This window comes from Streptomyces sp. NPDC050388, from assembly GCF_040655635.1.
Lineage (GTDB): Bacteria > Actinomycetota > Actinomycetes > Streptomycetales > Streptomycetaceae > Streptomyces.
In genome coordinates this window covers 78,859-99,732 of the sequence record NZ_JBFAKH010000024.1, presented here as the reverse complement: position 1 = coordinate 99,732, position 20,874 = coordinate 78,859, and the positions used below count along the sequence as shown (strand labels likewise).

Here is a 20,874-nt window from a genome sequence, read left to right as displayed (position 1 = left end):
TACGGACGCGTACGTGCGGCCTACTTGATCCGGGTGCCCGTGGAGCGCAGGTTCCGGCAGGCCTCGACGATGCGGGCGGACATCGACGCCTCGGCCAGCTTGCCCCAGGTACGCGGGTCGTAGGTCTTCTTGGAGCCGACCTCGCCGTCGACCTTCAGGACACCGTCGTAGTTCTTGAACATGTGGTCGGCGACCGGACGCGTGAAGGCGTACTGCGTGTCCGTGTCGATGTTCATCTTGACCACGCCGTTCTCCAGGGCGGTCAGGATCTCCTGCTCGCTGGAGCCCGAGCCGCCGTGGAAGACGAAGTCGAACGGCTGCGAGTCGGCCGGCTTGCCGTACTTGGCGGCGGTGCCCTCGTTGAGCTCCTTCAGCAGCTCGGGACGGAGGACCACGTTGCCCGGCTTGTACACGCCGTGCACGTTGCCGAAGGACGCGGCCAGCAGGTAGCGGCCCTTCTCACCGAGGCCGAGCGCCTCCGCCGTACGGATCGCGTCCTCGACCGTGGTGTAGAGGGAGTCGTTGATCTCGTGCGAGACACCGTCCTCCTCGCCGCCGGTCGGGGTGATCTCGACCTCGAGGATGATCTTCGCGGCGCGGGCGCGCTCCAGCAGCTCCTGGGCGATGCTCAGGTTGTCGGCGAGCGTCTCGGCGGAGCCGTCCCACATGTGGGACTGGAACAGCGGGTTGCGGCCGGCCTTGACCCGCTCCTCCGAGACGGCGAGCAGCGGACGGACGTACCCGTCGAGCTTGTCCTTCGGGCAGTGGTCCGTGTGCAGGGCGATGTTGACGTCGTACTTCTCGGCGACGATGTGCGCGAACTCGGCCAGGGCGACCGCGCCGGTCACCATCTCCTTCTTGTGCTGGCCGCCCAGGAACTCGGCGCCGCCCGTGGAGATCTGGACGATGCCGTCGCTCTCCGCCTCGGCGAAGCCGCGCAGTGCCGCGTGCAGGGTCTGGGACGAGGTGACGTTGATGGCCGGGTAGGCGAACTTTCCTGCCTTCGCCCGGTCCAGCATCTCGTTGTAGACCTCGGGAGTTGCGATGGGCATCTGTCCGCTCCTTATGCGTGCGGTGTGGCGTACTGGGTGCTGTCGGCCCTGACCTGGAACCTTGGATGCGACGTCATTGTCGGCCCCATCCTCCCAGACTTGCCCGGCTGGTCGACGGCGCAGGTCAAGTCGTTATGTCGGATGATGTCGGACGGAGGACCGGCCGACCGGTCGCGACCTCAGTCCAGGCCGAGCTGGTCCTTGCCGAAGGCGAACAGGTACGGCACCCCGGCGCCCTCCTGGATCTTCTCGGCGGCGCCGGTCGCCCGGTCGACGATGGTCGCGACGGCCACCACCTCGGCGCCGGCCTCGCGCACGGCCTCGACGGCGGTGAGCGGGGAGCCGCCGGTGGTGGAGGTGTCCTCGACGACCAGGACCCGGCGGCCCCTGATGTCCGGGCCCTCCACGCGCCGCTGCAGGCCGTGCGCCTTGGCCGCCTTGCGGACCACGAAGGCGTCCAGCCTCCGGCCGCGCGCGGCGGCGGCGTGCAGCATGGCGGCGGCCACCGGGTCGGCGCCCATGGTCAGCCCGCCGACCGCGTCGAACTCCAGCCCCTCGGTGAGGTCCAGCAGCACCTGGCCGACCAGTGGGGCGGCCTCGCCGTCCAGGGTGACGCGGCGCAGATCGACGTAGTAGTCGGCCTCGAGACCCGAGGAGAGGGTCACCTTGCCGTGCACCACGGCCTTGTCCTTGATCTGCTGCAGCAGTGCGCTACGTACCTCGCTCATGGCAGCCAGGGTAGACGGCTTCAGAGCCTGCGCCAGGTCCAGGTGGTCGTGGCCTCCAGCGGCTCCAGTGGGGTGACCAGGCGCGGGTGGGTGTTCAGCCCGTCGGGCGGGCCGGTCTGCGGCTCCACGCAGACGGCCTCGCGCTGCTCGTCGTAGACCACCACCCACTCCTCGCGGCTGGTCACCTTCAGCTCCAGCCGCCCCGGCCAGGTGAGGGTGACGTCGACGCCGCCCGGCATGCCGAAGCAGTCGTCCCAGGGGCCGGGCTTCGGGTCGATCCGGTGGCCGGTGGGCAGGTGGTCGTCGCCGCGCTCCTCCTGCCACGCGGGGGTGAAGTCGATGCTTACGTCCGCCGTGCCCGCCGTGCCCGCTGCGTCCGTGCCGCCGAGGGCGCGGTTGAACCAGGGGTGCCAGCCGATCTGCGCCGGGAAGGAGGACTCGTACGTCTCGACTGCCATGGCCAGGGTCAGGGAGTCCGCGCCGAGCGTGATCACCTGCGTCACCCGCCCGGGGTACGGCCACGGCTCCCCGAGGTCGTACGTGATCACGGCCTCGTTCCCGCTCGCGCGGGCGGTACGCCAGGCGGTGTCACGGGCGGTGCCGTGGATGGCGTTCGGCGGGGCGCTCAGCGGCATCTGGTGGACGGTGGCGCCGTTCCGGAACCGGCCGTCCCGGATCCGCCCGCACCAGGGGACCATCGGGAAGCACCCGTAGCGGTCGCCCTGGCGCAGCAGCTCGACGCCCCCGATCCGCAGTCCCGAGACCCGCCCGCCGTTTTCCGGCCGCACGGTGACCTCCGCGTCGCCCGCGGTCAGAGTGATGTCCTCGTTGCTCACGGGACGACCCTACTGGGGTGATCAAAAGGACCTCCCGAGGTCCGGCCGGGCCCGCGTGCCCCGGGGCGGGGTCAGCGGCGTCTGCGCAGTGCCCGCACGGCGACGACCGCCGAGGCCACCGCCAGGGCGGCCGCCGGGGCGGCCCAGCGCAGGGGGGTGGCCGGGGAGACGGTCTGCGGGGCGGGGACGGGGGCGTAACGGCCCCGGGGCGGGGCGTGGTCCACTTCCTCGGCGCTGCGGCCGATCATCGTGCGCCGCGCGTGCGCCGCCTCGGCGACGGTGTCGTCGGCGTCGTCGATGGCGTCGATGGCGTCGATGGCGTCGACACCGTCAATACCGACGACCTCGTCCACGTCGTCTGCGAGATCCGTGTCGTCCACATCGCCCACATCGCCCATGTCGCCCATGTCGTTCACGCCATCCCCGACGTCGTCCCCGGCCTCGTCCCGGGCCTCGGGGTCGAGGGCCGGCAGGGGGGCCTCCGTGTCGAAGCCGGGGGCCGGTGCGGGGGCCGGGGGCTCGTCCGTGGGCGACTCGGGCCTGGGAGGCTCCCCCGCCGCCGTGCCCAGGTTCTCCGCGAAACGGTTCAGCAGGCGGGCCACCGCCGACGCCACCGCGTCCGCCGGAAGCTCCGTGACCCGGCCGTCGGCCGTCGCCGTGCCGTCGACGGTGAGCGTGGCGCCGCCCTCCGCGGCCAGCGGACGCAGCCGCAGCGCCAGTCTCACCGTGCCGGTGCCGCGCGTCTCGACGGCGTCGCCCTCGACGGCGTAGGAACCGTCCTCGCGCCGGGACACCCGTACGGAGCCCCGGTAGGTGACGGAGTGGCTGCCCACACGGAACTTCAGCCTGCCTGCGACCGGATCCACACCGGCGTCGTGCTGGAGCCCCGGCACCGCGCGGGCGACCCGCGCGGGGTCGTCCAGCGCCTCCCTGAGCCGCTCCACCGGAACCGGAACGAACACCTCGTGCTCCATGACTGCGGAGCCTACCCATGGCGACGCCGGGCTGTATCCCCGTCGGTGCGAAAGGGCGGTACAGCGGTACATGCGGTACAGCGGTACATCAGGGGGCGAGCCGGCTCAGCGGGCGTACCTGGGGTGCAGCAGCGTCGACGGGGGCAGGCCGGGGACACGGGTGCGTGCGGCGGATCGCGCGCCGGCCGCGAGGGAGCCGTCGGTAAGGGTGCGCGGACGGGGGCCGGAGGGGTCCAGGCGCAGCTCCGGGACGGTGCGGGCGGCCAGGACGAAGCCTTGGTCTCCCCTGCTGTACGGGCTGGTGCGGAAGCCGGCCGAGCGGACCGTCGACTCCACCGTCCAGAACGTCCGGGGCCGGGACACCACCGACCCGGTGTGCACCACGAGCCGCCCGCCGGGCGCCAGGACGCGCCGGGCCAGGCCGTAGAACTCCTGCGAGTACAGCTTGGTGCTCTCGGTGGCCTCCGGGCGCGGCAGGTCGCAGACCACCGCGTCGTACGCCGCCGGGGACGCCCGGCGCAGCCAGGCGAAGGCGTCCGCGGTGCTGACCCGTACGCGCGGGTCGTCGAGGGCGTGGTCGTTCAGCGCGGACAGGGCCGGGTCGCGGCGGGCCAGTCGTACGACGCCCGCGTCGAGTGCGACGACGTCGACCCGCCGCACGTCGCGGTGGCGCAGCACCTCACGGGCGGCCAGTCCGTCGCCGCCGCCGAGAACGAGCACGCGCGCGTGCGGACCGGTCATCGCGGGGTGCGTGAGCGCCTCGTGGTAGCGGAGTTCGTCCCGGCTGCCGGTCCGCAGCCGACCGTCGAGGAACAGGTCCAGGGGTCGGCCGTCGAGGCCGCCGGTGAGCACCACTTCCTGCACGTCGGTCTGCAGGGCGACCCGGACGTCCGAGCCGTACATGGCGTGGCGGGCGGCCCGTTCGAAGTCGTCGACGAGGAGAACCGCCGATGCGAGGACGGCCAGCACGCAGAGGTTGGCGATCAGCAGCAGCCGCCGGGCACGGCGGGTCAGATCCTGCCGGAAGAGTCCGAGCACCAGCGCGCCGCCGACCACCGTGTTGACCGCGCCGGTGATCAGCGTCCCCGTCAACTGGCCCAGGAACGGCAGGAGGAGGAAGGGGAAGGCGAGCCCGCCGACGAGAGCGCCGACGTAGTCCGCGGCGAACAGGTCGGCCACCGCGCCGCCCGCGTCCTGGCGGCGGATCCGCTGGATCAGCTCCATCAGCAGCGGCACCTCGGCCCCGATCAGCAGGCCGACGGCGAGGGAGAAGGCGACCAGCAGGACGTGCGGTCCGTGGGCCCACGGACCGCCCCAGGACCCGGTCCAGGCGAAGACGGCGTACAGGGCCATCGCGCTGCATCCGCCGACCAGGGCGAGCGCGGCCTCGACGGCGCCGAAACCGGCCGCCGCGTGCCGGCGCAGCCGCTTGGCGGCCAGCGAGCCGATCCCCATGGCGAAGACCATGACGGACAGCACGACGGAGGCCTGGGTCACCGAGTCGCCCATCAGGTACGAGGCGAGCGCCACGAGTTCGAGCTCGTACACGAGCCCGCAGGCCGCGCAGACGAACACACCGGCGAGGACCAGGAACCGGCCGGTGCCCTGTCGCACCGGCAGCTTCAGCATGCTGTCCGAGGGGCTGCCGCCGTTGCCTCCCGGCCTGCCCCGGGGTTGCGCGGGGCGGGGCGGGGCGGGGGCCTGCGGTTCGATCACCCCTGCGACGTTACGTTACGCCTCCGGTGCGGACCGTCACCCACACGTGTGGTGTTTGTTTACCGCTGGCGGTGCCCGCCCCGTGGTCCTCACACGGTTTCCCTCACCCGTACGCCCACCCTCGTCCGGGTCGTCACCAACTGGCCGTCCTGGGGATAGGCGTGCCAGGTCCGCCAGTGGACATGGTTCTCGTGGCGCTGGGCGAGCATCGCGGTGAACGCGTGCGGACTCCCGGGGAACACCCCGGCGAGACCGTGCGGATGGTCGGAGACCAGGGCGAGCAACTCCTGTGCGCGCCCCCCGAAGGAGCCGGGGGAGAGCATCTCCACATGGGCGGCGAACTCGTACTCCCAGTCGCCCACCTGTTCGGCGACGCCCAGCGGAAGGGGCGTACTGCTGCCCGGAAGGCAGGCCACCGTCTCCGAGCAGATCCCCCGATCCTCTTCCAGCAGCACCTGGTGGGACGCGCCGAGAAGCCTCAACTGGACCTTGGCCCCGGTCAGTTCGAGGTCGAGCGTGGCCAGCGCGGGAAGCGGCTCGCGCCCCAGGGCCCAGGCGAGGTCGGCCGCGCGCGTGTCGGTGTAGGAGGTGGTCAGAGTCGTGAGCATGAATCGGCTCCGCAAGCGGACAAGGAGGGGCAGGAGAGGGAGATGGGGAACCGTCGCACCCCGATCACGCCGGGGAGTTCGGCCCGTCAGCCCGGTCGGCCGGTCGGAAAGGGGATCCGCAGGAAGTCCGAGGGCTGTGTCGGTGATTTAGAGGGAATCACGAACTGTGGTGCTGCCACAGCTTTTTTACCCAACTTCGTGGGCTTTACATCCCCTCGGGGGCCCTCCAGATCACCTGTTCAACCCAGCGCACTCCTGACACACACCTGGCGCACACGCGGGCGTACACGCGGGTGCACAGCACGGTGGGGCCCGCCCCAGGCGCGGACCCCACCGTCGCGGACGCGTCATCCCCGTACAGAGGCGAGCCGCCCCCCGTCAGCTGCCTCCACCGCATCCGCCGCCGCCCCCGCACGACGACCCGCCCCCGCAGGACGAACCGCCGGAGGACGAGTCGCTCCCGCAGGACGCCCCGCCGGAACTCCCCCCTCCCTCGCCGGCCCACCAACTGCCGCGCCGCCGCCCGGACGCCCCCGCCCGGCGGCCGGGAGGGCGCGCCGGTGCCACCGCGAACGCCTTGTACAGCACGAAGAGCAGCGCGAAGAGCAGAACCAAGGTGATGCCGATGACCATGGCGCCACCGTCCTTTCGTCCCCCGTGAATCCCCCGAAGCAGCCCCCCGTGGGTGCCTCGCTCACGCGTGTGGACGGGAGATGCCCGCTGCCCGCGCGGGCCAAAGCAGACTTGAGGAACTCCAGAGGTTCGGCGCAGGATGACCGGCATGACCTCCAGCGCGCGCCCCCTCCTGAACCGCCGGCTCGCCGAGTTCGGAACCACGATCTTCGCGGAGATGTCCGCCCTGGCCCTGCGGACCGGTTCCATCAACCTCGGCCAGGGCTTCCCCGACACCGACGGCCCCGAGGAGATCAGGGAGGCGGCGGTGCGGGCGCTGCGGGACGGCCGGGGCAACCAGTACCCGCCCGGCCCCGGCGTCCCCGAGCTGCGCACCGCGATCGCCGCGCACCAGCGGCGCCGCTACGGCCTGTCCCTCGACCCCGACACGGAGGTCCTGGTCACCGCGGGCGCCACCGAGGCGATCGCCGCCGCGCTGCTCGCGCTGCTGGAACCCGGCGACGAGGTGATCGCCCTGGAGCCGTACTACGACTCCTACGCGGCCTGCGTCGCCATGGCGGGCGCCCTGCGCGTGCCGGTCACCCTGCGCCCGCGCGAGGGCCGCTTCCGCCTCGACCTCGACGAGCTGCGCGACGCCGTCACCGACCGCACCCGCCTGCTGCTGATCAACACCCCGCACAACCCGACCGGCACCGTCCTCACCCGCGAGGAGCTGTCCGCGATCGCCGCGCTGGCGGTGGAGCGCGACCTGCTGGTGGTCACCGACGAGGTGTACGAGCACCTGGTCTTCGACGACGCCGCACACGTACCGCTGGCGACCTTCCCGGGCATGCGGGAGCGCACGGTGACCATCTCCAGCGCGGGCAAGACGTTCTCGTTCACCGGCTGGAAGGTCGGCTGGGTGACGGGCACGCCCGCGCTCGTCACGGCGGTCCGCTCGGCCAAGCAGTACCTGACCTATGTCAGCGCGGGCCCCTTCCAGTACGCGGTCGCCGAGGCCCTCGCCCTGCCGGAGGCGTACTTCGACGCCTTCCGCGCCGACCACCAGCGCAAGCGCGACCTGCTCGGCGACGGCCTGCGCGCCGCCGGCTTCGAGGTCCACCAACCCCGGGGCACGTACTTCATCACCACCGACATCGCCCCCTTCGGCGAGAAGGACGCCTACGCCTTCTGCCGCGCCCTCCCCGAACGCTGCGGCGTCGTCGCCGTCCCCAACTCCGTCTTCTACGACGACCCGGAAGCCGGCCGCAGCCAGGTCCGCTTCGCCTTCTGCAAGAAGGACGACGTCCTCACCGAGGCCGCCGGCCGCCTGCGACACCTCTCGCTCTGAAATCACGTCCCCTTCGTCCCGAATGAGGTTCGGGCGACATCCTGACCTGCTCCGGGTGATGTTTGCACAGGTCAACGGGTTGGTCTCGGGTGGTCTGGAATGGCCCGACGGGGGCTCTGGGAGAAGAACTTCTCCCAGATTTCTCCCAAGCGGTGAACCGGCAGCGCGGTGGCTGCACCCGCACACATGTATCGCATCAGCAAATTCGCATGAAAATGCTGATCGTGAGTGTCACTCGTCGTTGTGCTCGGAAGACAACGAGCCGGCACGCAGATCGTCGGCATGCGGCCAGATACCCAAGGACAGTGAGGCGAGGTACATGCCCCGCGTGCGGATTCGATGCTCGTCCCAGATGGTGGCCCAGTCGCTGATGTCAGTGTTCGGTGGAGCACTGAGCAGGGTGCCGTGGGTGAGCCGGAGCAAACTGTGCTTGCTGAGCCACTGCCGCTTGTCCTCCCAGGCCATGTTGCCCAGAGTGGGGTTCAGACGGGCGGTGACCAGGGTCAGGTTGCCGAGTGTGTGAACCAGTTCGTCGCGGTCGGCTCCTTCGGATGGATCGTCCTCGAGGGGTGGCCAGTTGTCGCGCCAGCTCTGCGGCATGACGTGCTCGATGGTCAACTTCGCACCGGCCTGCTCCCCGACGGGGACGGTGAGCTGTTCAGTGTGGTCGGTGCGCAGCTCGTCCTCCAGCGCTTCCAGGAGGATGCGTACGCCGCGGCGATACAGGCGGGAGTAGATGGGGTCCTGTTCCAACGAGCCACGGAACTCGGAGTCGCTTGGCCAATGACGGTGGGCGCCCTGCATTGCGGAGAGAGCCTTGATGACGGCTTCGTCCGCGTGGTCGGGTTGCCGGGCTGCGGCCGTGACCAGGTCACGGAACACGTTGTTGTAGTCGCGGTTGCTGAGATTCAGCAGCGCCCGGCGAACGAGGTAGCTGTCGATGGCGCGGATCGCCTGTCGACGACGCTCCAGCGGCAGCACAGACTCGTCCAGGCCATAGAGGAAGAGGAGCAGGGGCATCGGAGTGGAGGTCTGAAGGACCTTCATCCGATACAGGAACCGACCCTCGACTCCGTGCAGCGGATGGTCGTCGATGAGGTCATAGATCTCGGCGTATCGCGCCAGCTCGGCAAAGACATCCTCCGTAGGGACGGCGGACGAGAGCAGCCAGCGCTCGAACTCCTTGAACAGGGAGGAGGCGGTGAACTCGCGCTGCGTACGCATCGTGAGCCAGTACGTCAGGAACACGTCGAGGCGGCTTCGCGTAATGCGGCCGGTCGTCTGTTCCATGCGCCATTCGTCCTGGTCGAAGGGCGCCCAGTACGTTTTGTAGAGCCGGTCGACGTCCGCGCCGGCACGTTCGGCGTTGCGGAACAGCAGGTTCTTGATCAGGTCCGCGTGCTCCAGCGGTGTACCGCGACTGTTCAGCGTTTCGAAGACGACCTGCGCGTCGTCGTGCTCTTCCAAGTCGATGATGACCAAACGTAGCTGTTCCCGAAGCGCCTGCACCAGCATCCCCAGCCGCTCGTGCGGCTCAGCAGCTTCGGCCAGCCATGTGTTGATCTCCTGCTGAAAGTAGGTGACGGCTTCGGCGAGCCGTCCTGTCCCTCCCTGGCCGAGCATGACCGTGCGGAACTCGTCACGGTCCGCGTTGGTCGGCCAGACCTTGTAGAGGTGGTCGGGGTGCTGAGCGCGGTCGAACAGGTCCTCGTCGTTCTCCAGGAACTTACTCAGCAGTCGTACGGAACGCTCGTGGTTGAGAGCCGCCGCCGACAGGCGGGCCGCGAACAGGAACAACTGCAGTGTTGTCAAACGCTGCTGACCGTCGATGACCTGCCGAGTCTCCAGGCTCGACGAAAGGTACGGGGTCTCATCGAAGACAACCGCGCCGAGAAAGTGCGGCGCCACCGTCTCCCCGGTCAGAGCCGCTTGCTCGGCCCGCTCGACGGTGCGGCGGATGTCCTCCCACAGGGCCGACCAGTTGTCGTCCCGGTTCCAGACGTACGGCCTCTGGAACAGCGGCACCGTGTAACGAACATCCCTGCCGAAGATCCGCCGCAGGTCGACCGTGTCCGCTCTCATGGATTGAGGTCTCCTCCCTCACGCCCAGGTTATTACCGTAGCGATCTTCCCTACAGCTCATTGGCCTGATCCGTGAAATTCAGCAGGGAGACAGCGCGGAACACTGGCGGATGGTGGGATTCCGCCTTGACAGACGCCCTTGGTGTGGTGGTCAGGCCGCGAGGATGGTTTCGTACTCGGCGGGACGGCGGTAGCCGAGGCTGCTGCGCAGCCTTCGTATGTTGTGCCAGCTCTCGATCCACTCGGAGATCGCAGTGCGGACAGCGGACCGGTTCGGCCACGACCGCTCCTCGCTCAGTTCCCGTTTCAACGTGGCGAAGAACGATCCGACAAGGGCGTTGTCCCAGCACTGCCCGGTCCGGCCGACCGATAGTCTGACGTCGAACTCCTGTGCCAGGTCGGCGAATTCACGACTGGTTGAACTCAGGTTGACAGCTGCGGTCGGAGTGGAAGATCACCGGGCCCGTCCGGACGTCGGGTCTTGCAGGCGGCCCGCAGCGCGTCGGCGACCAGTTCGGTCCGCAAGTGGTCCGCAGGGGCCCAGCCGACGACGCGACGGGAGGCGATGTCGATGACGGTGGCCAGGTAGAGCCAGCCCTCCTCGGGCGGCATGAAGGTGATGTCGCCGCACCAGCGCACGTCGCGGGCTGTCGGGTCGGGCTGGAAGTTCCGTACCACCAGGCCGGGCCGTGTAGCGGCCTGTGGGTCAGGGGCCGTGGTGCGCCGGCGTCGTCTGCGGTGTCGGCCTTCGAGGTCGGCCTGGCGCATAGCCGTGCGACCCGGCGATGGCCGCACTGCTCACCGTCCTTGTGGAGCGCGGCGTGGAGACGGGGGGCTCCGTAGCTGCCGCGCGAGCGCGTGTGGACCTCGGTGATCTTCTCGGTCAGCTCCGCGTCGCGCGCTGCGCGAGGGCCGGGCACGGCAGTGCGGCGGGCGTAGAAGGCGGCACGGGAGACCTTCAGCAGCTCACACGCCCGTTTGACGTTGTGGCCGCCCTGCTTCTCCGCCTCGATGAGCGGACGCACCGTCACCGGGTCTCCTTCGCGAAGGAAGCCGTGGCCCGCTTGAGGTTGTCGACGTCCTCGCGCGGACGGCGGTTCTCCCTGCGTAGCCGCGCGAGTTCCTCGCGCTCGTCGCTGGTCAGGCCATCCCGCTCGCCGGCATCGACCTCGGCCTGCTTCACCCGGTCCCGCACCGCGGTCTCGGTCAGGTCGAAGCCCTTGGCGACCTGGCCTATCGAGCGGTCACCTCGCCGGCACAGCTCGACGATCTCGGCCTTGAACTCCGGCGTGAACGCACGGCGAGACTTCTTCCCCCATGCTCTCCATGATGGACATCATCCTTCCGGGGGCTCAGCCCCCTGATCTCGGATGTCCGTCAAAGCGGATCAAGCCCAGCCCTCTTCGCCTTCATGACCGAGGACATCGAACACCGGAGTGAATACCTCGATGTGCTCAGCGGCATCATGAAGTCGGTCTCGACGGACGAACCGCACGGGGAGAACACCCCAGAGACCGAGGGTCCGGATGCCGTAGGAACGGAGAAACCAGCATGAGCGGCGGTGCCCAGGCAGAGGACGAGGCGCGCAAGAGGCGCACCCGATATCCCGCCCTGCTGGCCGGCGGCATCGGCTGCTACGTGTTCGCCGTGACCGCAGGGATGTTCCTCCTGTCGGACGGCTTCGGGCCGGCCCTCCAGGTTTCCCTGTGGATTGTGCACGGAACGCTGCTCATCGTGCTCATCCGGAAACTGGGGGCCAGGGAGTCGAGCACGTACGCGGCACTGTTCATCGTGATCACGTCTGCGATGTCCGTGTACGTCATCGGCATGGCGCGCGACGACCTCGCCCTGCAGCAGCGCGGCGAGAAAGTCACAGCCACGGTGGTGAAGGAACGACTCGACCCGGCCCAGGGACGCAAGGGCCGCCACTCCTACTACACGCTGGAGCGGCAGGACGGCACACGCGTCCCAGGGCCCGAGATGGAAACGACGTCCGACCTCTACGACGTCGGCCAGGTGCTGACGGTGATCGAGGATCCCGAGGGTGAACTCCGCCCCCGGACCCCGGGCCAGGCGGACGCCACTGCTGAGCAGCTCGGCGCGGGGGCGCTTGCCCTCGCCGCGCTCGGCTCCGTCGGCTGGATGACTTGGCGCGGGTCGGACGCCGCGAGACGCCGGGACGCGCAGAAACGACCGGGCGGCGCACGGAAGGCGTACAAGACCGTCACCGGCGACCACTCCACGCAGGAGGAGCAGGAGGAGAAGCTGCGCGAGGCCCTGCGCACGTACCCCGCCGACCGCCGCGATTACATCAAGGTGCACCCCGGGGAGTACCCCGACGTGACGCAGCAGCAGGCAGCCCGGATCGCCTGGGAGATGGGCCTGCGCGCAGAGGCGGTCGGCAATCGGGGCTCGTGGCGCTTCGGAGAGACCGTGATCGAGGAAGTCCCACAGAATTGAGCGATCGCCTGCTGGAATTACCCCTGGTGGGCCTGTTGCGCGACATGCAAATGAGTGTGCGAACTAGACGAGTCATTCCGATGTGATCAGTGGTCGTAAACGATCAAGGATCGCGTGACGGGCTGGCTGGTCTTGTGGTTGTGCCAGATCGCGGCGGCCATCGCGAGGATGCGCTGAGCGACGCGAACGGCGACACCTTCGAAGGTGCGGCCGCCATGCTGTTCCAGGTCGAGCTGGCCCTTGAGGGTGTCGTTGACCGACTCGATCAGCTGCCGCACCGTCTTGAGGAGGCTTTCGCCCTCGCGCCTCTTCTCGCGTTTGAACGTTGGTCGCAGCAACTCGGCTCCACGGAAGGCCAGATCGGCCTCGAACTCCTTGGAGGCGAAGCCCTTGTCCGATATCACCAGCAGCCCTGGCCGGTCCGTAACCGCTTCCGGCTCGCGGTCCAGCATCGCGGTCAGCACCTCGCGCTCGTCGATCTTCGGGTTCGCCAGCGCCCACAGGATCGGCACCCCGGCCGGGGTACACACCAGGAACAGACGCAGCCCCCAGAAGAACCGGCTGTGGCTGGCGCAGTACCCGTATCCGGCCCAGCCGGCCATGTCCGACCGCTTCACCGTCGGACGCGAGCGACCGCACTCCACCGGTGTGGAGTCGACGATCCAGTGGTTGTCGAACCAGAAGTCCGTATCGACGGCCAGCAGCCGTATTGCCTTCTTGACCAGTGGCAACGCGGCCCTCAGTCGCTTGTTCCAACCCGGCTGCCTGGGCACGTACGGGAACATCACACCCAGCCGTGAGTCCACGAACCGCAACCACCGCGACTCCGAGGTGAAGCCCAGCAGTGCCTGCGCGAGGGCGAGGCACACAAGCTCGGAGTCCGTCAGCCGGGGCGACCGGCCCAGCCATCGGGTATCTCCGATCTCGTCGTCGATCTTCACGTACAGCGCGGTCAGCAAGGTGTCCAGGTTGTTCGTCACACAACGATCTTGGGCGCCCTGCCTGCATCGCCGCGCCGCCTGCATGACGAAAGGCATCAGACAGGCAGCACCAGCTACGCCCCTTACTGTGCGCCGAGTGTCATCCACGTCTCCGGCTTCTCGAGTGACGCGAAGCCCACCTTGGCGTAGATCGCGTGTGCGTCAGCAGTGGCCAGCATCACACGGCGCAGCCCATAGGGCTCGAGATGCTCGCAGGCAGCAGCAACCAGAGCATGCCCCAGACCTTTACCCCGGCTGCCACGAGCAATGTAGACGTCACACAGCCACGCGAACGTGGCCTTGTCGGTAACCACACGGGCGTAACCGAGCTGAACGCCGGTGGCGCTGTCATAGACCCCAAAGTTCAACGAGTTGGCCATGGCCACGTCTTGCTTCTCCCGGGACCGGCCCAGGGCCCAGTACGAATCTTCTGAAAGCCACCGGTGAATGACTGCACGGTCGAGACGAGTTGAGTCAGTGGATATGTCGTAGGAAGCTGAAAGATCAGTAGCCATAGCCGCATATAAGCAGACCAGGACGCCCCGGGGCCATCGATTAGCTCCTTGGGGCATCGACAAGACTCATCACGATCACTTCGGAATGACTCGTCTAGGAGTCGGCTGGGTGACGGGCACGCCCGCGCTGGTGACGGCGGTCCGCTCGGCCAAGCAGTTCCTGACCTACGTCTCCGCGGGCCCCTTCCAGTACGCGGTCGCCGAGGCGCTGGCGCTGCCGGAGTCGTACTTCGCCGCCTTCCGCGAGGACATGCGGGCTCTCGGCTGATTACGCGGCGCGCATGGCCGAGGATCGGAGCAGCAGTGATCGTCATCGGTCATCTCCGCACGATGGCGCAGCGGTACAGCACGGCGGTCGACTTGGCGATGGCGAACAAGCGGCTGTGGTTCAACGGTGCCGCGTCCGCGGACGTGTGCGACGTGGACATTACAACTCTGGCCTTGATCGCCGCGCGGGCACTTGGCGTCGACCATTTCCGAGCGGCGCTCCGTTCAGCTCTCGCCGAGACCACCGGGCTGGAGTCGGTTCCGCTCGGCATCGCGGACGCGATGCTGCCGGATACGGGCCGGGGTTGAGCACGTTGGGGCTTTACGGTGCAGAGCCCGTCGTCGGTGGGCGTCAGGCAGGGCCGCCCGGTATCACTCCGCCTTCCGGCAAGCGCGAAGCACTGGAGGCTATTCAGTGTCCTTCGGGTGTCGCGTGGAGGCGTACACCAGGATCACGGTCGAGGTCTCCGGGCTGACCAGATAGCGGACCCGGCCGCCGCTGGTGATCTCGTACTCCCACTGCTCCAGTTCGGAGCCCTTCCATTCCTTGGTCGCATGTCTGCCGCGAAGCTGGTGTTGACGGTTCCAGTTGGCACGCGACAACGGGTCTGCGCGAAGGGCTTCCAGACAGCGATGCGCGTTCGGCAGCGCCACCCGGCACAGCTCCTCCCAACCGGTTGCCGCCTCCGTCGTTCCATGGATGACGTTCCAGCCACTCAGCGGTGGGACGCTCACCCGGTCGCCCTTCTTGGGGCTCACTCGTGCACCTCGACCGGGCCCAAGTCCACGTCACCGAGCGGGCGGAGTGCTGCCCTGAGCTGGTCAGGATCGGCGTTGATACGGGCAGTTGCCCGCCACGAGACGATTGCTCGGTGCACAGCCTCCCTGGCACCCAGTTCAGCGGCATCGGACAGCGCGTCCATGAGCTCAATGGTGAATTCCCGGACCTCTTCGTCGTCCAGGTGACGCACCCACGGGAACACCTCGGGCAGCGCAAGCAGAAGCGACCTGGCGCCGTCCGCCTGTTTCATCAGAGCCAGGAACAGTCGGGACGCAGTTGTCAGGTTCTCCTCGGTGCGCTCCGCGTGTATGGCCGTGGTCAGCACCATGTCGGGCGCGTCCCGGTGCGTGACACGCAGACATCCCAGAGCAGCAGCCCTGGCTGCCACGGCCTTCGGGTTCCGGGACAGGTCTGTGAACGTGACGGCTTCTGATTCGGACGACAGGTGCGCGATAGCCATACTCAGACCATACTCTGAGTGCAATCTGACTTCCACCGCGAAAGATGCGGAAGCACGGACGGATACCCTGCTGCTGGGGACAGGCCCCGTTCCTCCGACGCCGCTGCTCCCCCGTGGTGCTCTCCCGCCAGGGGCACCGGCGCCTGAACCGACATCCGCCCCCTGGGCGAGACCGAGGGCGAAGCCTTCTGCCTCGTTCTCCCGGAACGCGCCGGCGTCGTCGCCATCCCCACCTCGGTCTTCTACGACCATCGGAAGGCAGGCGCCCCGTACATCCGCTTCGCCTTCTGCAAGCAGAAGAGCGTGTGGGAAGAGGCGGCCTCCCGGCTGCAGGCGGTGGGGCAGCGCTGGGCGAAGCCCGTAGGGGGTGCGTTGCCGGACACTTTTCGATGTCCCCGGGAACCGGGCGAGCACGGTTCTGGTTTCTTCCGGGCACTGTCCATCCCGGTGGCATCCGATGCGGCGGGGGGCCGGCCGGATAGGCGGCGGGGCGGGCTGTTCCTAGCCTCGGGGCATGGTTCTTCGTCGATCGTCGTTGTCCGCCGCCGTTCTGGCGCTGCCGTGTCGGCCGTTCCGTCCGCCGCGGCCTCGCCACCCGCGCCGGGCCCTTCCGCCGTGGACCGGTCCGTGCAGCAGGACGCCGACGCGCTGCGCGATGCCGGGGTCACGGGGGTCTCGGTCCGCCTGGAGACACCCCGGGGGACCGTCACCGCCCGCTCCGGTGTGGGGGACCTGGTCAGCGGCCGCCCGGTTCCCGAGGACGGCCATCTGCGTCTGGGCAGTGTCACCAAGACGTTCGTCGCGACCGTCGTGCTGCAGCTGGTGGACGAGGGGCGACTGTCGCTCGACCGGACGGTGGAGCGATTACTGCCCGGAGTGGTGACCGGCGCCGGCAACGACGGTCGTACGATCACGCTCCGCGACCTGCTGCAGCACACCAGCGGACTGCACGACTACACGGCCGACGTGTACCCCGACCCGAGCGCCGAGACGTACTACGCCCGTCGGTGGCACGCCTACCGGCCCGCCCAGCTGGTCGCCCTGGCCGTGCGCCACGAGCCCGCCTTCCCACCGGGGACGGGCTGGGGGTACTCCAACACGAACTACGTCCTCGCCGGGATGATCATCGAGAAGGTCACCGGCCGCTCCTGGGAGCAGGAGGTCCGCGACCGCGTCCTGCGCCCCCTCGGGCTGCGGCACACGGACATCCCCGGCACCCGGCCCTTCCTGCCGCAGCCGCACGCGGCCAACCACCAGCAGTTCACCCCGGACGGTCCGATGGTCGACACCACGATCCCCTACCGGCCCTTCGACCTCGGGGCCGACGGAGCGATGACCGGCACGGCCCGCGACCTCAACCGCTTCTTCACCGCCCTGACCCGCGGACGGCTGCTGGGACCCGCCACCCTCTCCGCCATGCGGACCACCGTCCCGGTGCCTCGGGACAGCGGTCACCCCGCGGGCACCCGAAGCGGCCTGGGGCTGTTCTTCACGCCCTTGTCCTGCGGCGGCGGTCACCTCGGTCACGGGGGAAGCGGATTCGGCTACCTCGTCCGGGCCGCCACCACGACGGACGGCCGTCGCAGCATCACCGTCTCCACGCACAGCCGCCCGGGAGACCCGGACACGGCGGCCCGCCAGGAGGACATCCTGCGTGACCTCGTCGACCGCGCCCTCTGCGGCTCCGGGTGAGAAGCACCGGACGGCGGGTCCGTGGGGGAAACGGAGGAGCCCGGCCCCGGGTGACCGTGGGGTCGCTCCGGAGCCGGGCTCCTTCACGCGTACGCGCGGGAAGAGCGGGAAAAGGGCTCCCTACTCGTCGTCGGGCTTCTCCGCGTCGTTGATCTCCTGCTCCAGGCCCAGCTGCTCGACGAGCCACTTGTCGAACTCGATCGCGGCCCGCACCCAGCTGACCGTCGAGGAGACGAAGTGCTCCAGGCTGACGCCCATGCCGATCAACATCTGGGCCTCACCGATGAGACGGACGGTGCCGTCGTCGTGGGTGTGGGTGTAGACCTTGGGCCACAGAGTGCGGCGGTTCCAGTCGTCGATCGACTCGAGCAGATGCTGCTTCTCCTCGATCTGGTGCGGGCGGTCGTAGAAGGTCCGCACGGAGAAGATCTGCTGGTCGCCCTCCCCACGGAACATGAAGTAGGTGCGGAACTGCTCCCACGGCGCCGCGAGGTCACCCTCGTCGTCGACGACGTACTTGAGCTCCATCTGGTCGAGGAGCTGCTTCACGAGGTCCTGATCCGGGACGACGGGGCCCGCCGGTCCTTGGGGCTGCGGCTCGGGCTGGCCCCCGAAATTGGGAATCGAGGACGGGTCGATGGACATGCTGGGACACTCCTGCGGTCGTCTGGCGTCCGGCCGTGGATGTGGGACCAGACGTACTCCCCACCCTCTCTCTCTTGGCCCGTGCCGGGCAACCTGCCTGGCCGATGGGCTTCGGCCATGATCCGGTCTCCGTGATCACATCTCGTCGACCACGGAGACCGTCGCCCGGGGGTACTACAGCGTCTTGCCCGTGGCCGGGCCCACCAGGAGGCCCTCGCCGAAGCGGTCCACGCGGACCGTGTCGCCGTCCTTGATCTCGCCGGAGAGGATCTCCTTGGCGAGCCGGTCCCCGATGGCGGTCTGCACCAGTCGGCGCAGCGGACGGGCGCCGTAGGCCGGATCCATGCCCTCCTCCGCCAGCCAGGCCAGCGCTTCGGGGGTGATGTCCAGGGTGAGCCGGCGTTCGGCGAGGCGTCGGCCCAGCCGGTCGAGCTGCAGTGCGGCGATGCGCTCCAGCTCGGCCTTGGTCAGCGCGGAGAAGACGACCAGGTCGTCGAGCCGGTTGAGGAACTCCGGCTTGAAGGAGGACCGGACCACTTCCAGGACCTGTTCCTTCTTCTGCTCCTCGGTGCTGATCGGGTCGACCAGGAACTGGCTGCCCAGGTTGGACGTGAGCACCAGGATCGTGTTGCGGAAGTCGACCGTGCGGCCCTGGCCGTCGGTGAGCCGTCCGTCGTCGAGGACCTGGAGCAGGATGTCGAAGACCTCGTGGTGGGCCTTCTCCACCTCGTCCAGCAGCACCACGCTGTACGGGCGGCGGCGCACGGCCTCGGTGAGCTGGCCGCCCTCCTCGTAGCCGACGTAACCGGGCGGGGCGCCGACCAGGCGGGCCACGCTGTGCTTCTCGCTGTACTCCGACATGTCGATGCGGACCATCGCCCGCTCGTCGTCGAAGAGGAAGTCGGCGAGCGCCTTGGCCAGTTCGGTCTTGCCGACGCCGGTGGGGCCGAGGAAGAGGAAGGAGCCGGTGGGCCGGTCCGGGTCGGCGATTCCGGCGCGGCTGCGGCGCACGGCGTCGGACACCGCCCGTACGGCCTCGAGCTGGCCGATGAGCCGCTTGCCCAGCTCCTCCTCCATGCGCAGCAGCTTCTGCGTCTCGCCCTCCAGCAGGCGGCCGGCGGGAATGCCGGTCCAGGAGGCGACGACGTCGGCGATGTCGTCGGAGCCGACCTCCTCCTTGACCATGGTGTCCTTGGTGACCTCCTCCTCGGCCTCGGAAGCGGCCTCCAGGTCGCGTTCCAGGGCCGGGATCTCGCCGTAGAGGAGCTTGGAGGCGGTGTCGAAGTCGCCTTCGCGCTGGGCCCGTTCGGCCTGGCCGCGCAGGTCGTCCAGCTTCTCCTTCAGCTCGCCGACGCGGTTGAGGGACTGCTTCTCCTTCTCCCAGCGGGCGGTGAGGTGGCGCAGTTCCTCCTCCTTGTCGGCGAGGTCGCGGCGCAGCTTCTCCAGGCGCTCTCGGGAGGCGGCGTCGGTCTCCTTGCCGATCGCCAGCTCCTCCATCCTCAACCGGTCGACGGCGCGCTGGAGTTCGTCGATCTCGACGGGCGAGGAGTCGATCTCCATCCGGAGCCGGGAAGCCGCCTCGTCGACGAGGTCGATGGCCTTGTCGGGCAGGAAGCGGGAGGTGATGTAGCGGTCGGAGAGGGTCGCCGCCGCGACCAGGGCGCTGTCGGCGATCTGCACCTTGTGGTGGGCCTCGTAGCGGCCCTTCAGGCCGCGCAGGATGGCGATGGAGTCCTCGACGGACGGTTCGGCGACCAGCACCTGCTGGAAGCGCCGCTCGAGCGCCGGGTCCTTCTCGATCCGCTCGCGGTACTCGTCGAGGGTGGTGGCGCCGACCATGCGCAGCTCACCGCGGGCGAGCATCGGCTTGAGCATGTTGCCGGCGTCCATGGCGGAGTCGCCGCCGGCCCCGGCGCCGACCACCGTGTGCAGCTCGTCGATGAAGGTGATGATCTGCCCGTCGGATTCCTTGATCTCCGCGAGGACGGTCTTCAGCCGCTCCTCGAACTCGCCGCGGTACTTGGCCCCGGCGACCATCGCCCCCAGGTCGAGCGCGACGAGCCGCTTGTCCTTCAGCGACTCGGGCACGTCGCCCTTGACGATCCGCTGGGCGAGCCCCTCGACGACGGCGGTCTTGCCGACGCCGGGCTCACCGATGAGGACGGGGTTGTTCTTGGTGCGGCGGGACAGCACCTGCACGACCCGCCGGATCTCCTGGTCCCGCCCGATGACCGGGTCGAGCCGGCCCTCGCGGGCGGATTCCGTGAGGTCGGTCCCGAACTTCTCCAGGGCCTTGTACTGGCCCTCCGGGTCGGCTGTCGTCACCCGGCGCGCTCCTCTCGCCTGCTGAAAGGCATCCTGCAACTTCTTCGCGGTGGCGCCCTGCCCCGTCAGCACCTCGCCGGCGGCGCCGCCCTTCGCGGCGACGCCCAGGAGCAGGTGCTCGGTGGAGAGGTACTCGTCCCCCAGGTCCCGCGCGCGGGACTGGGCGTCGGCGATGACGGCGAGCAGTTCGCGGTTCGGCTGGGGCGGCGCGACGGTGGACCCGGTGACGCTCGGCAGGCCGGCGAGGACGCGCTCGGCTCCGGCCCGTACGGCCGCCTGGTCGGCGTCGACCGCGGCGAGCAGGTCCGTGATGTTCTCGTTGTCCTGGCCCTGCAGCAGGGCGAGGAGCAGATGGGCGGGGGTGAGGTCGGGGTGCCCCTCGGTTACGGCCCGGTTTCCGGCGGCGTTGATCGCGTCCCGGCTCCGGTTGGTCAGCTCGGCGTCCACGTTCGCGTTCTCCTCCTTGCGACGACCGTACAGCGGCCCTCATGGCCGGCTCGGCAGCCCGGCCTGGCTGACTCGGTCAGCGTACACAAACTTGAGTCTATTCCACTCAAGGTGGTGACGGGAGGGTCGACGGGTCCCTGTTCCCGCTTCCCTGATCCCTCAGACCTCCCCGACCTCCCGCCTTCCGGCACGGCCACGCCCCCGTGCACGCCGTCGACGGACGGGGGGACCGCTGGGGCAGCGGCGCGAGAGGAGAGGCGAGAAGCGTGGGACGGGAGGCGCGGGGCGCCGGCCGGACGTGACCACCCGGGCCGAGAGGGGCCCGGGGAACAGAACGGGCCCC

Annotated in this window: 21 protein-coding genes and 3 pseudogenes; 6 read left to right on the top strand and 18 right to left on the bottom strand. The window is 69.3% G+C overall.

The genetic code is table 11. The annotated features are described in order from the left end of the window. Positions 1–20 precede the first annotated feature (20 nt). The 7 genes from fbaA to AB0I73_RS16480 form a co-directional block, all read right to left on the bottom strand. Positions 21–1,052 (bottom strand): class II fructose-bisphosphate aldolase, encoded by a 1,032-nt coding sequence (gene fbaA / locus AB0I73_RS16510; RefSeq protein ID WP_363037865.1) that lies wholly within the window; start codon positions 1,050–1,052, stop codon positions 21–23. Between the two features lie 179 nt (positions 1,053–1,231). Beyond that, positions 1,232–1,780 (bottom strand): orotate phosphoribosyltransferase, encoded by a 549-nt coding sequence (gene pyrE, locus AB0I73_RS16505; RefSeq protein ID WP_109377166.1) that lies wholly within the window; start codon positions 1,778–1,780, stop codon positions 1,232–1,234. A 20-nt stretch (positions 1,781–1,800) separates the two neighbouring features. Next, positions 1,801–2,616, bottom strand: coding sequence for an aldose 1-epimerase (locus tag AB0I73_RS16500; RefSeq protein WP_363037863.1), 816 nt, complete (start codon positions 2,614–2,616; stop codon positions 1,801–1,803). A 71-nt stretch (positions 2,617–2,687) separates the two neighbouring features. Beyond that, positions 2,688–3,590 carry an SRPBCC domain-containing protein gene (locus tag AB0I73_RS16495; protein WP_363037861.1) on the bottom strand — a complete coding sequence of 301 codons (903 nt, stop codon included), beginning with the start codon at positions 3,588–3,590 and terminating at the stop codon, positions 2,688–2,690. Positions 3,591–3,695: 105 nt separating this feature from the next. Further along, positions 3,696–5,306: a polyamine aminopropyltransferase gene (locus tag AB0I73_RS16490; protein ID WP_363037859.1), complete on the bottom strand. Its 1,611-nt coding sequence runs from the start codon at positions 5,304–5,306 to the stop codon at positions 3,696–3,698. 89 nt (positions 5,307–5,395) lie between these two features. Further along, entirely contained in the window at positions 5,396–5,914 is a 519-nt protein-coding gene (locus AB0I73_RS16485) for a DUF2617 family protein (protein ID WP_363037857.1), read from the bottom strand. 378 nt (positions 5,915–6,292) lie between these two features. Beyond that, on the bottom strand, positions 6,293–6,547 hold the full coding sequence (locus AB0I73_RS16480; protein WP_363037855.1) for a hypothetical protein: 255 nt from the start codon (positions 6,545–6,547) through the stop codon (positions 6,293–6,295). 139 nt (positions 6,548–6,686) lie between these two features. On the opposite strand from AB0I73_RS16480, the gene AB0I73_RS16475 reads away from it, so the two are divergent. Continuing rightward, positions 6,687–7,877 carry a pyridoxal phosphate-dependent aminotransferase gene (locus AB0I73_RS16475; protein WP_363037853.1) on the top strand — a complete coding sequence of 397 codons (1,191 nt, stop codon included), beginning with the start codon at positions 6,687–6,689 and terminating at the stop codon, positions 7,875–7,877. A gap of 231 nt (positions 7,878–8,108) precedes the next feature. Here AB0I73_RS16475 and AB0I73_RS16470 read toward each other — a convergent pair whose 3' ends face one another. The 5 genes and pseudogenes from AB0I73_RS16470 to AB0I73_RS16450 form a co-directional block, all read right to left on the bottom strand. After that, entirely contained in the window at positions 8,109–9,959 is a 1,851-nt protein-coding gene (locus tag AB0I73_RS16470) for a DUF262 domain-containing protein (RefSeq protein WP_363037851.1), read from the bottom strand. A 151-nt stretch (positions 9,960–10,110) separates the two neighbouring features. Next, positions 10,111–10,356, bottom strand: a complete 246-nt coding sequence (locus tag AB0I73_RS16465) for an integrase core domain-containing protein (RefSeq protein WP_363037892.1) — start codon at positions 10,354–10,356, stop codon at positions 10,111–10,113. A gap of 26 nt (positions 10,357–10,382) precedes the next feature. Beyond that, positions 10,383–10,637 (bottom strand): DDE-type integrase/transposase/recombinase, encoded by a 255-nt coding sequence (locus tag AB0I73_RS16460; RefSeq protein WP_363037849.1) that lies wholly within the window; start codon positions 10,635–10,637, stop codon positions 10,383–10,385. Positions 10,638–10,732: 95 nt separating this feature from the next. Then, a pseudogene (locus tag AB0I73_RS16455) lies at positions 10,733–10,879 on the bottom strand (IS3 family transposase); the annotation flags it as partial. A 107-nt stretch (positions 10,880–10,986) separates the two neighbouring features. After that, positions 10,987–11,256 (bottom strand): annotated as a pseudogene (locus AB0I73_RS16450) (transposase); the annotation flags it as partial. Between the two features lie 114 nt (positions 11,257–11,370). Here AB0I73_RS16450 and AB0I73_RS16445 point away from each other — a divergent pair. Together AB0I73_RS16445 and AB0I73_RS16440 are read left to right on the top strand one after the other, a co-directional pair. After that, complete coding sequence (locus tag AB0I73_RS16445; RefSeq protein ID WP_363037847.1) at positions 11,371–11,514, top strand: hypothetical protein; 144 nt, start codon at positions 11,371–11,373, stop codon at positions 11,512–11,514. Continuing rightward, a complete protein-coding gene (locus AB0I73_RS16440; RefSeq protein ID WP_363037845.1) occupies positions 11,511–12,419 on the top strand; it encodes a hypothetical protein in 909 nt (302 codons plus the stop codon). The genes AB0I73_RS16445 and AB0I73_RS16440 overlap by 4 nt, the downstream gene beginning before the upstream one ends. A gap of 86 nt (positions 12,420–12,505) precedes the next feature. On the opposite strand, the gene AB0I73_RS16435 is transcribed toward AB0I73_RS16440, so the two are convergent. Then, the gene (locus AB0I73_RS16435) at positions 12,506–13,399 is read right to left on the bottom strand and encodes an IS982 family transposase (protein WP_363037843.1); all 894 of its coding nucleotides are present in this window, start codon (positions 13,397–13,399) and stop codon (positions 12,506–12,508) included. Positions 13,400–13,482: 83 nt separating this feature from the next. Next, the gene (locus tag AB0I73_RS16430) at positions 13,483–13,914 is read right to left on the bottom strand and encodes a GNAT family N-acetyltransferase (protein ID WP_363037841.1); all 432 of its coding nucleotides are present in this window, start codon (positions 13,912–13,914) and stop codon (positions 13,483–13,485) included. 100 nt (positions 13,915–14,014) lie between these two features. Between AB0I73_RS16430 and AB0I73_RS16425 the strand changes: the two are divergent. Both AB0I73_RS16425 and AB0I73_RS16420 read left to right on the top strand, forming a co-directional pair. Continuing rightward, positions 14,015–14,170, top strand: a pseudogene (locus AB0I73_RS16425) (aminotransferase); the annotation flags it as partial. A gap of 47 nt (positions 14,171–14,217) precedes the next feature. Beyond that, complete coding sequence (locus tag AB0I73_RS16420; RefSeq protein WP_363037839.1) at positions 14,218–14,490, top strand: hypothetical protein; 273 nt, start codon at positions 14,218–14,220, stop codon at positions 14,488–14,490. 99 nt (positions 14,491–14,589) lie between these two features. Here AB0I73_RS16420 and AB0I73_RS16415 read toward each other — a convergent pair whose 3' ends face one another. Together AB0I73_RS16415 and AB0I73_RS16410 are read right to left on the bottom strand one after the other, a co-directional pair. Next, entirely contained in the window at positions 14,590–14,940 is a 351-nt protein-coding gene (locus AB0I73_RS16415) for a hypothetical protein (RefSeq protein ID WP_109377158.1), read from the bottom strand. Next, entirely contained in the window at positions 14,937–15,422 is a 486-nt protein-coding gene (locus AB0I73_RS16410) for a prevent-host-death family protein (RefSeq protein ID WP_363037837.1), read from the bottom strand. The genes AB0I73_RS16415 and AB0I73_RS16410 overlap by 4 nt, the downstream gene beginning before the upstream one ends. A gap of 615 nt (positions 15,423–16,037) precedes the next feature. Between AB0I73_RS16410 and AB0I73_RS16405 the strand changes: the two genes are divergently transcribed. After that, the gene (locus tag AB0I73_RS16405; protein ID WP_363037835.1) at positions 16,038–17,114 is read left to right on the top strand and encodes a serine hydrolase domain-containing protein; all 1,077 of its coding nucleotides are present in this window, start codon (positions 16,038–16,040) and stop codon (positions 17,112–17,114) included. A gap of 120 nt (positions 17,115–17,234) precedes the next feature. On the opposite strand, the gene AB0I73_RS16400 is transcribed toward AB0I73_RS16405, so the two are convergent. Then, positions 17,235–17,759 carry a YbjN domain-containing protein gene (locus AB0I73_RS16400; protein WP_363037833.1) on the bottom strand — a complete coding sequence of 175 codons (525 nt, stop codon included), beginning with the start codon at positions 17,757–17,759 and terminating at the stop codon, positions 17,235–17,237. A gap of 174 nt (positions 17,760–17,933) precedes the next feature. After that, positions 17,934–20,531 (bottom strand): ATP-dependent chaperone ClpB, encoded by a 2,598-nt coding sequence (clpB, locus tag AB0I73_RS16395; RefSeq protein WP_363037831.1) that lies wholly within the window; start codon positions 20,529–20,531, stop codon positions 17,934–17,936. Positions 20,532–20,874 lie beyond the last annotated feature (343 nt).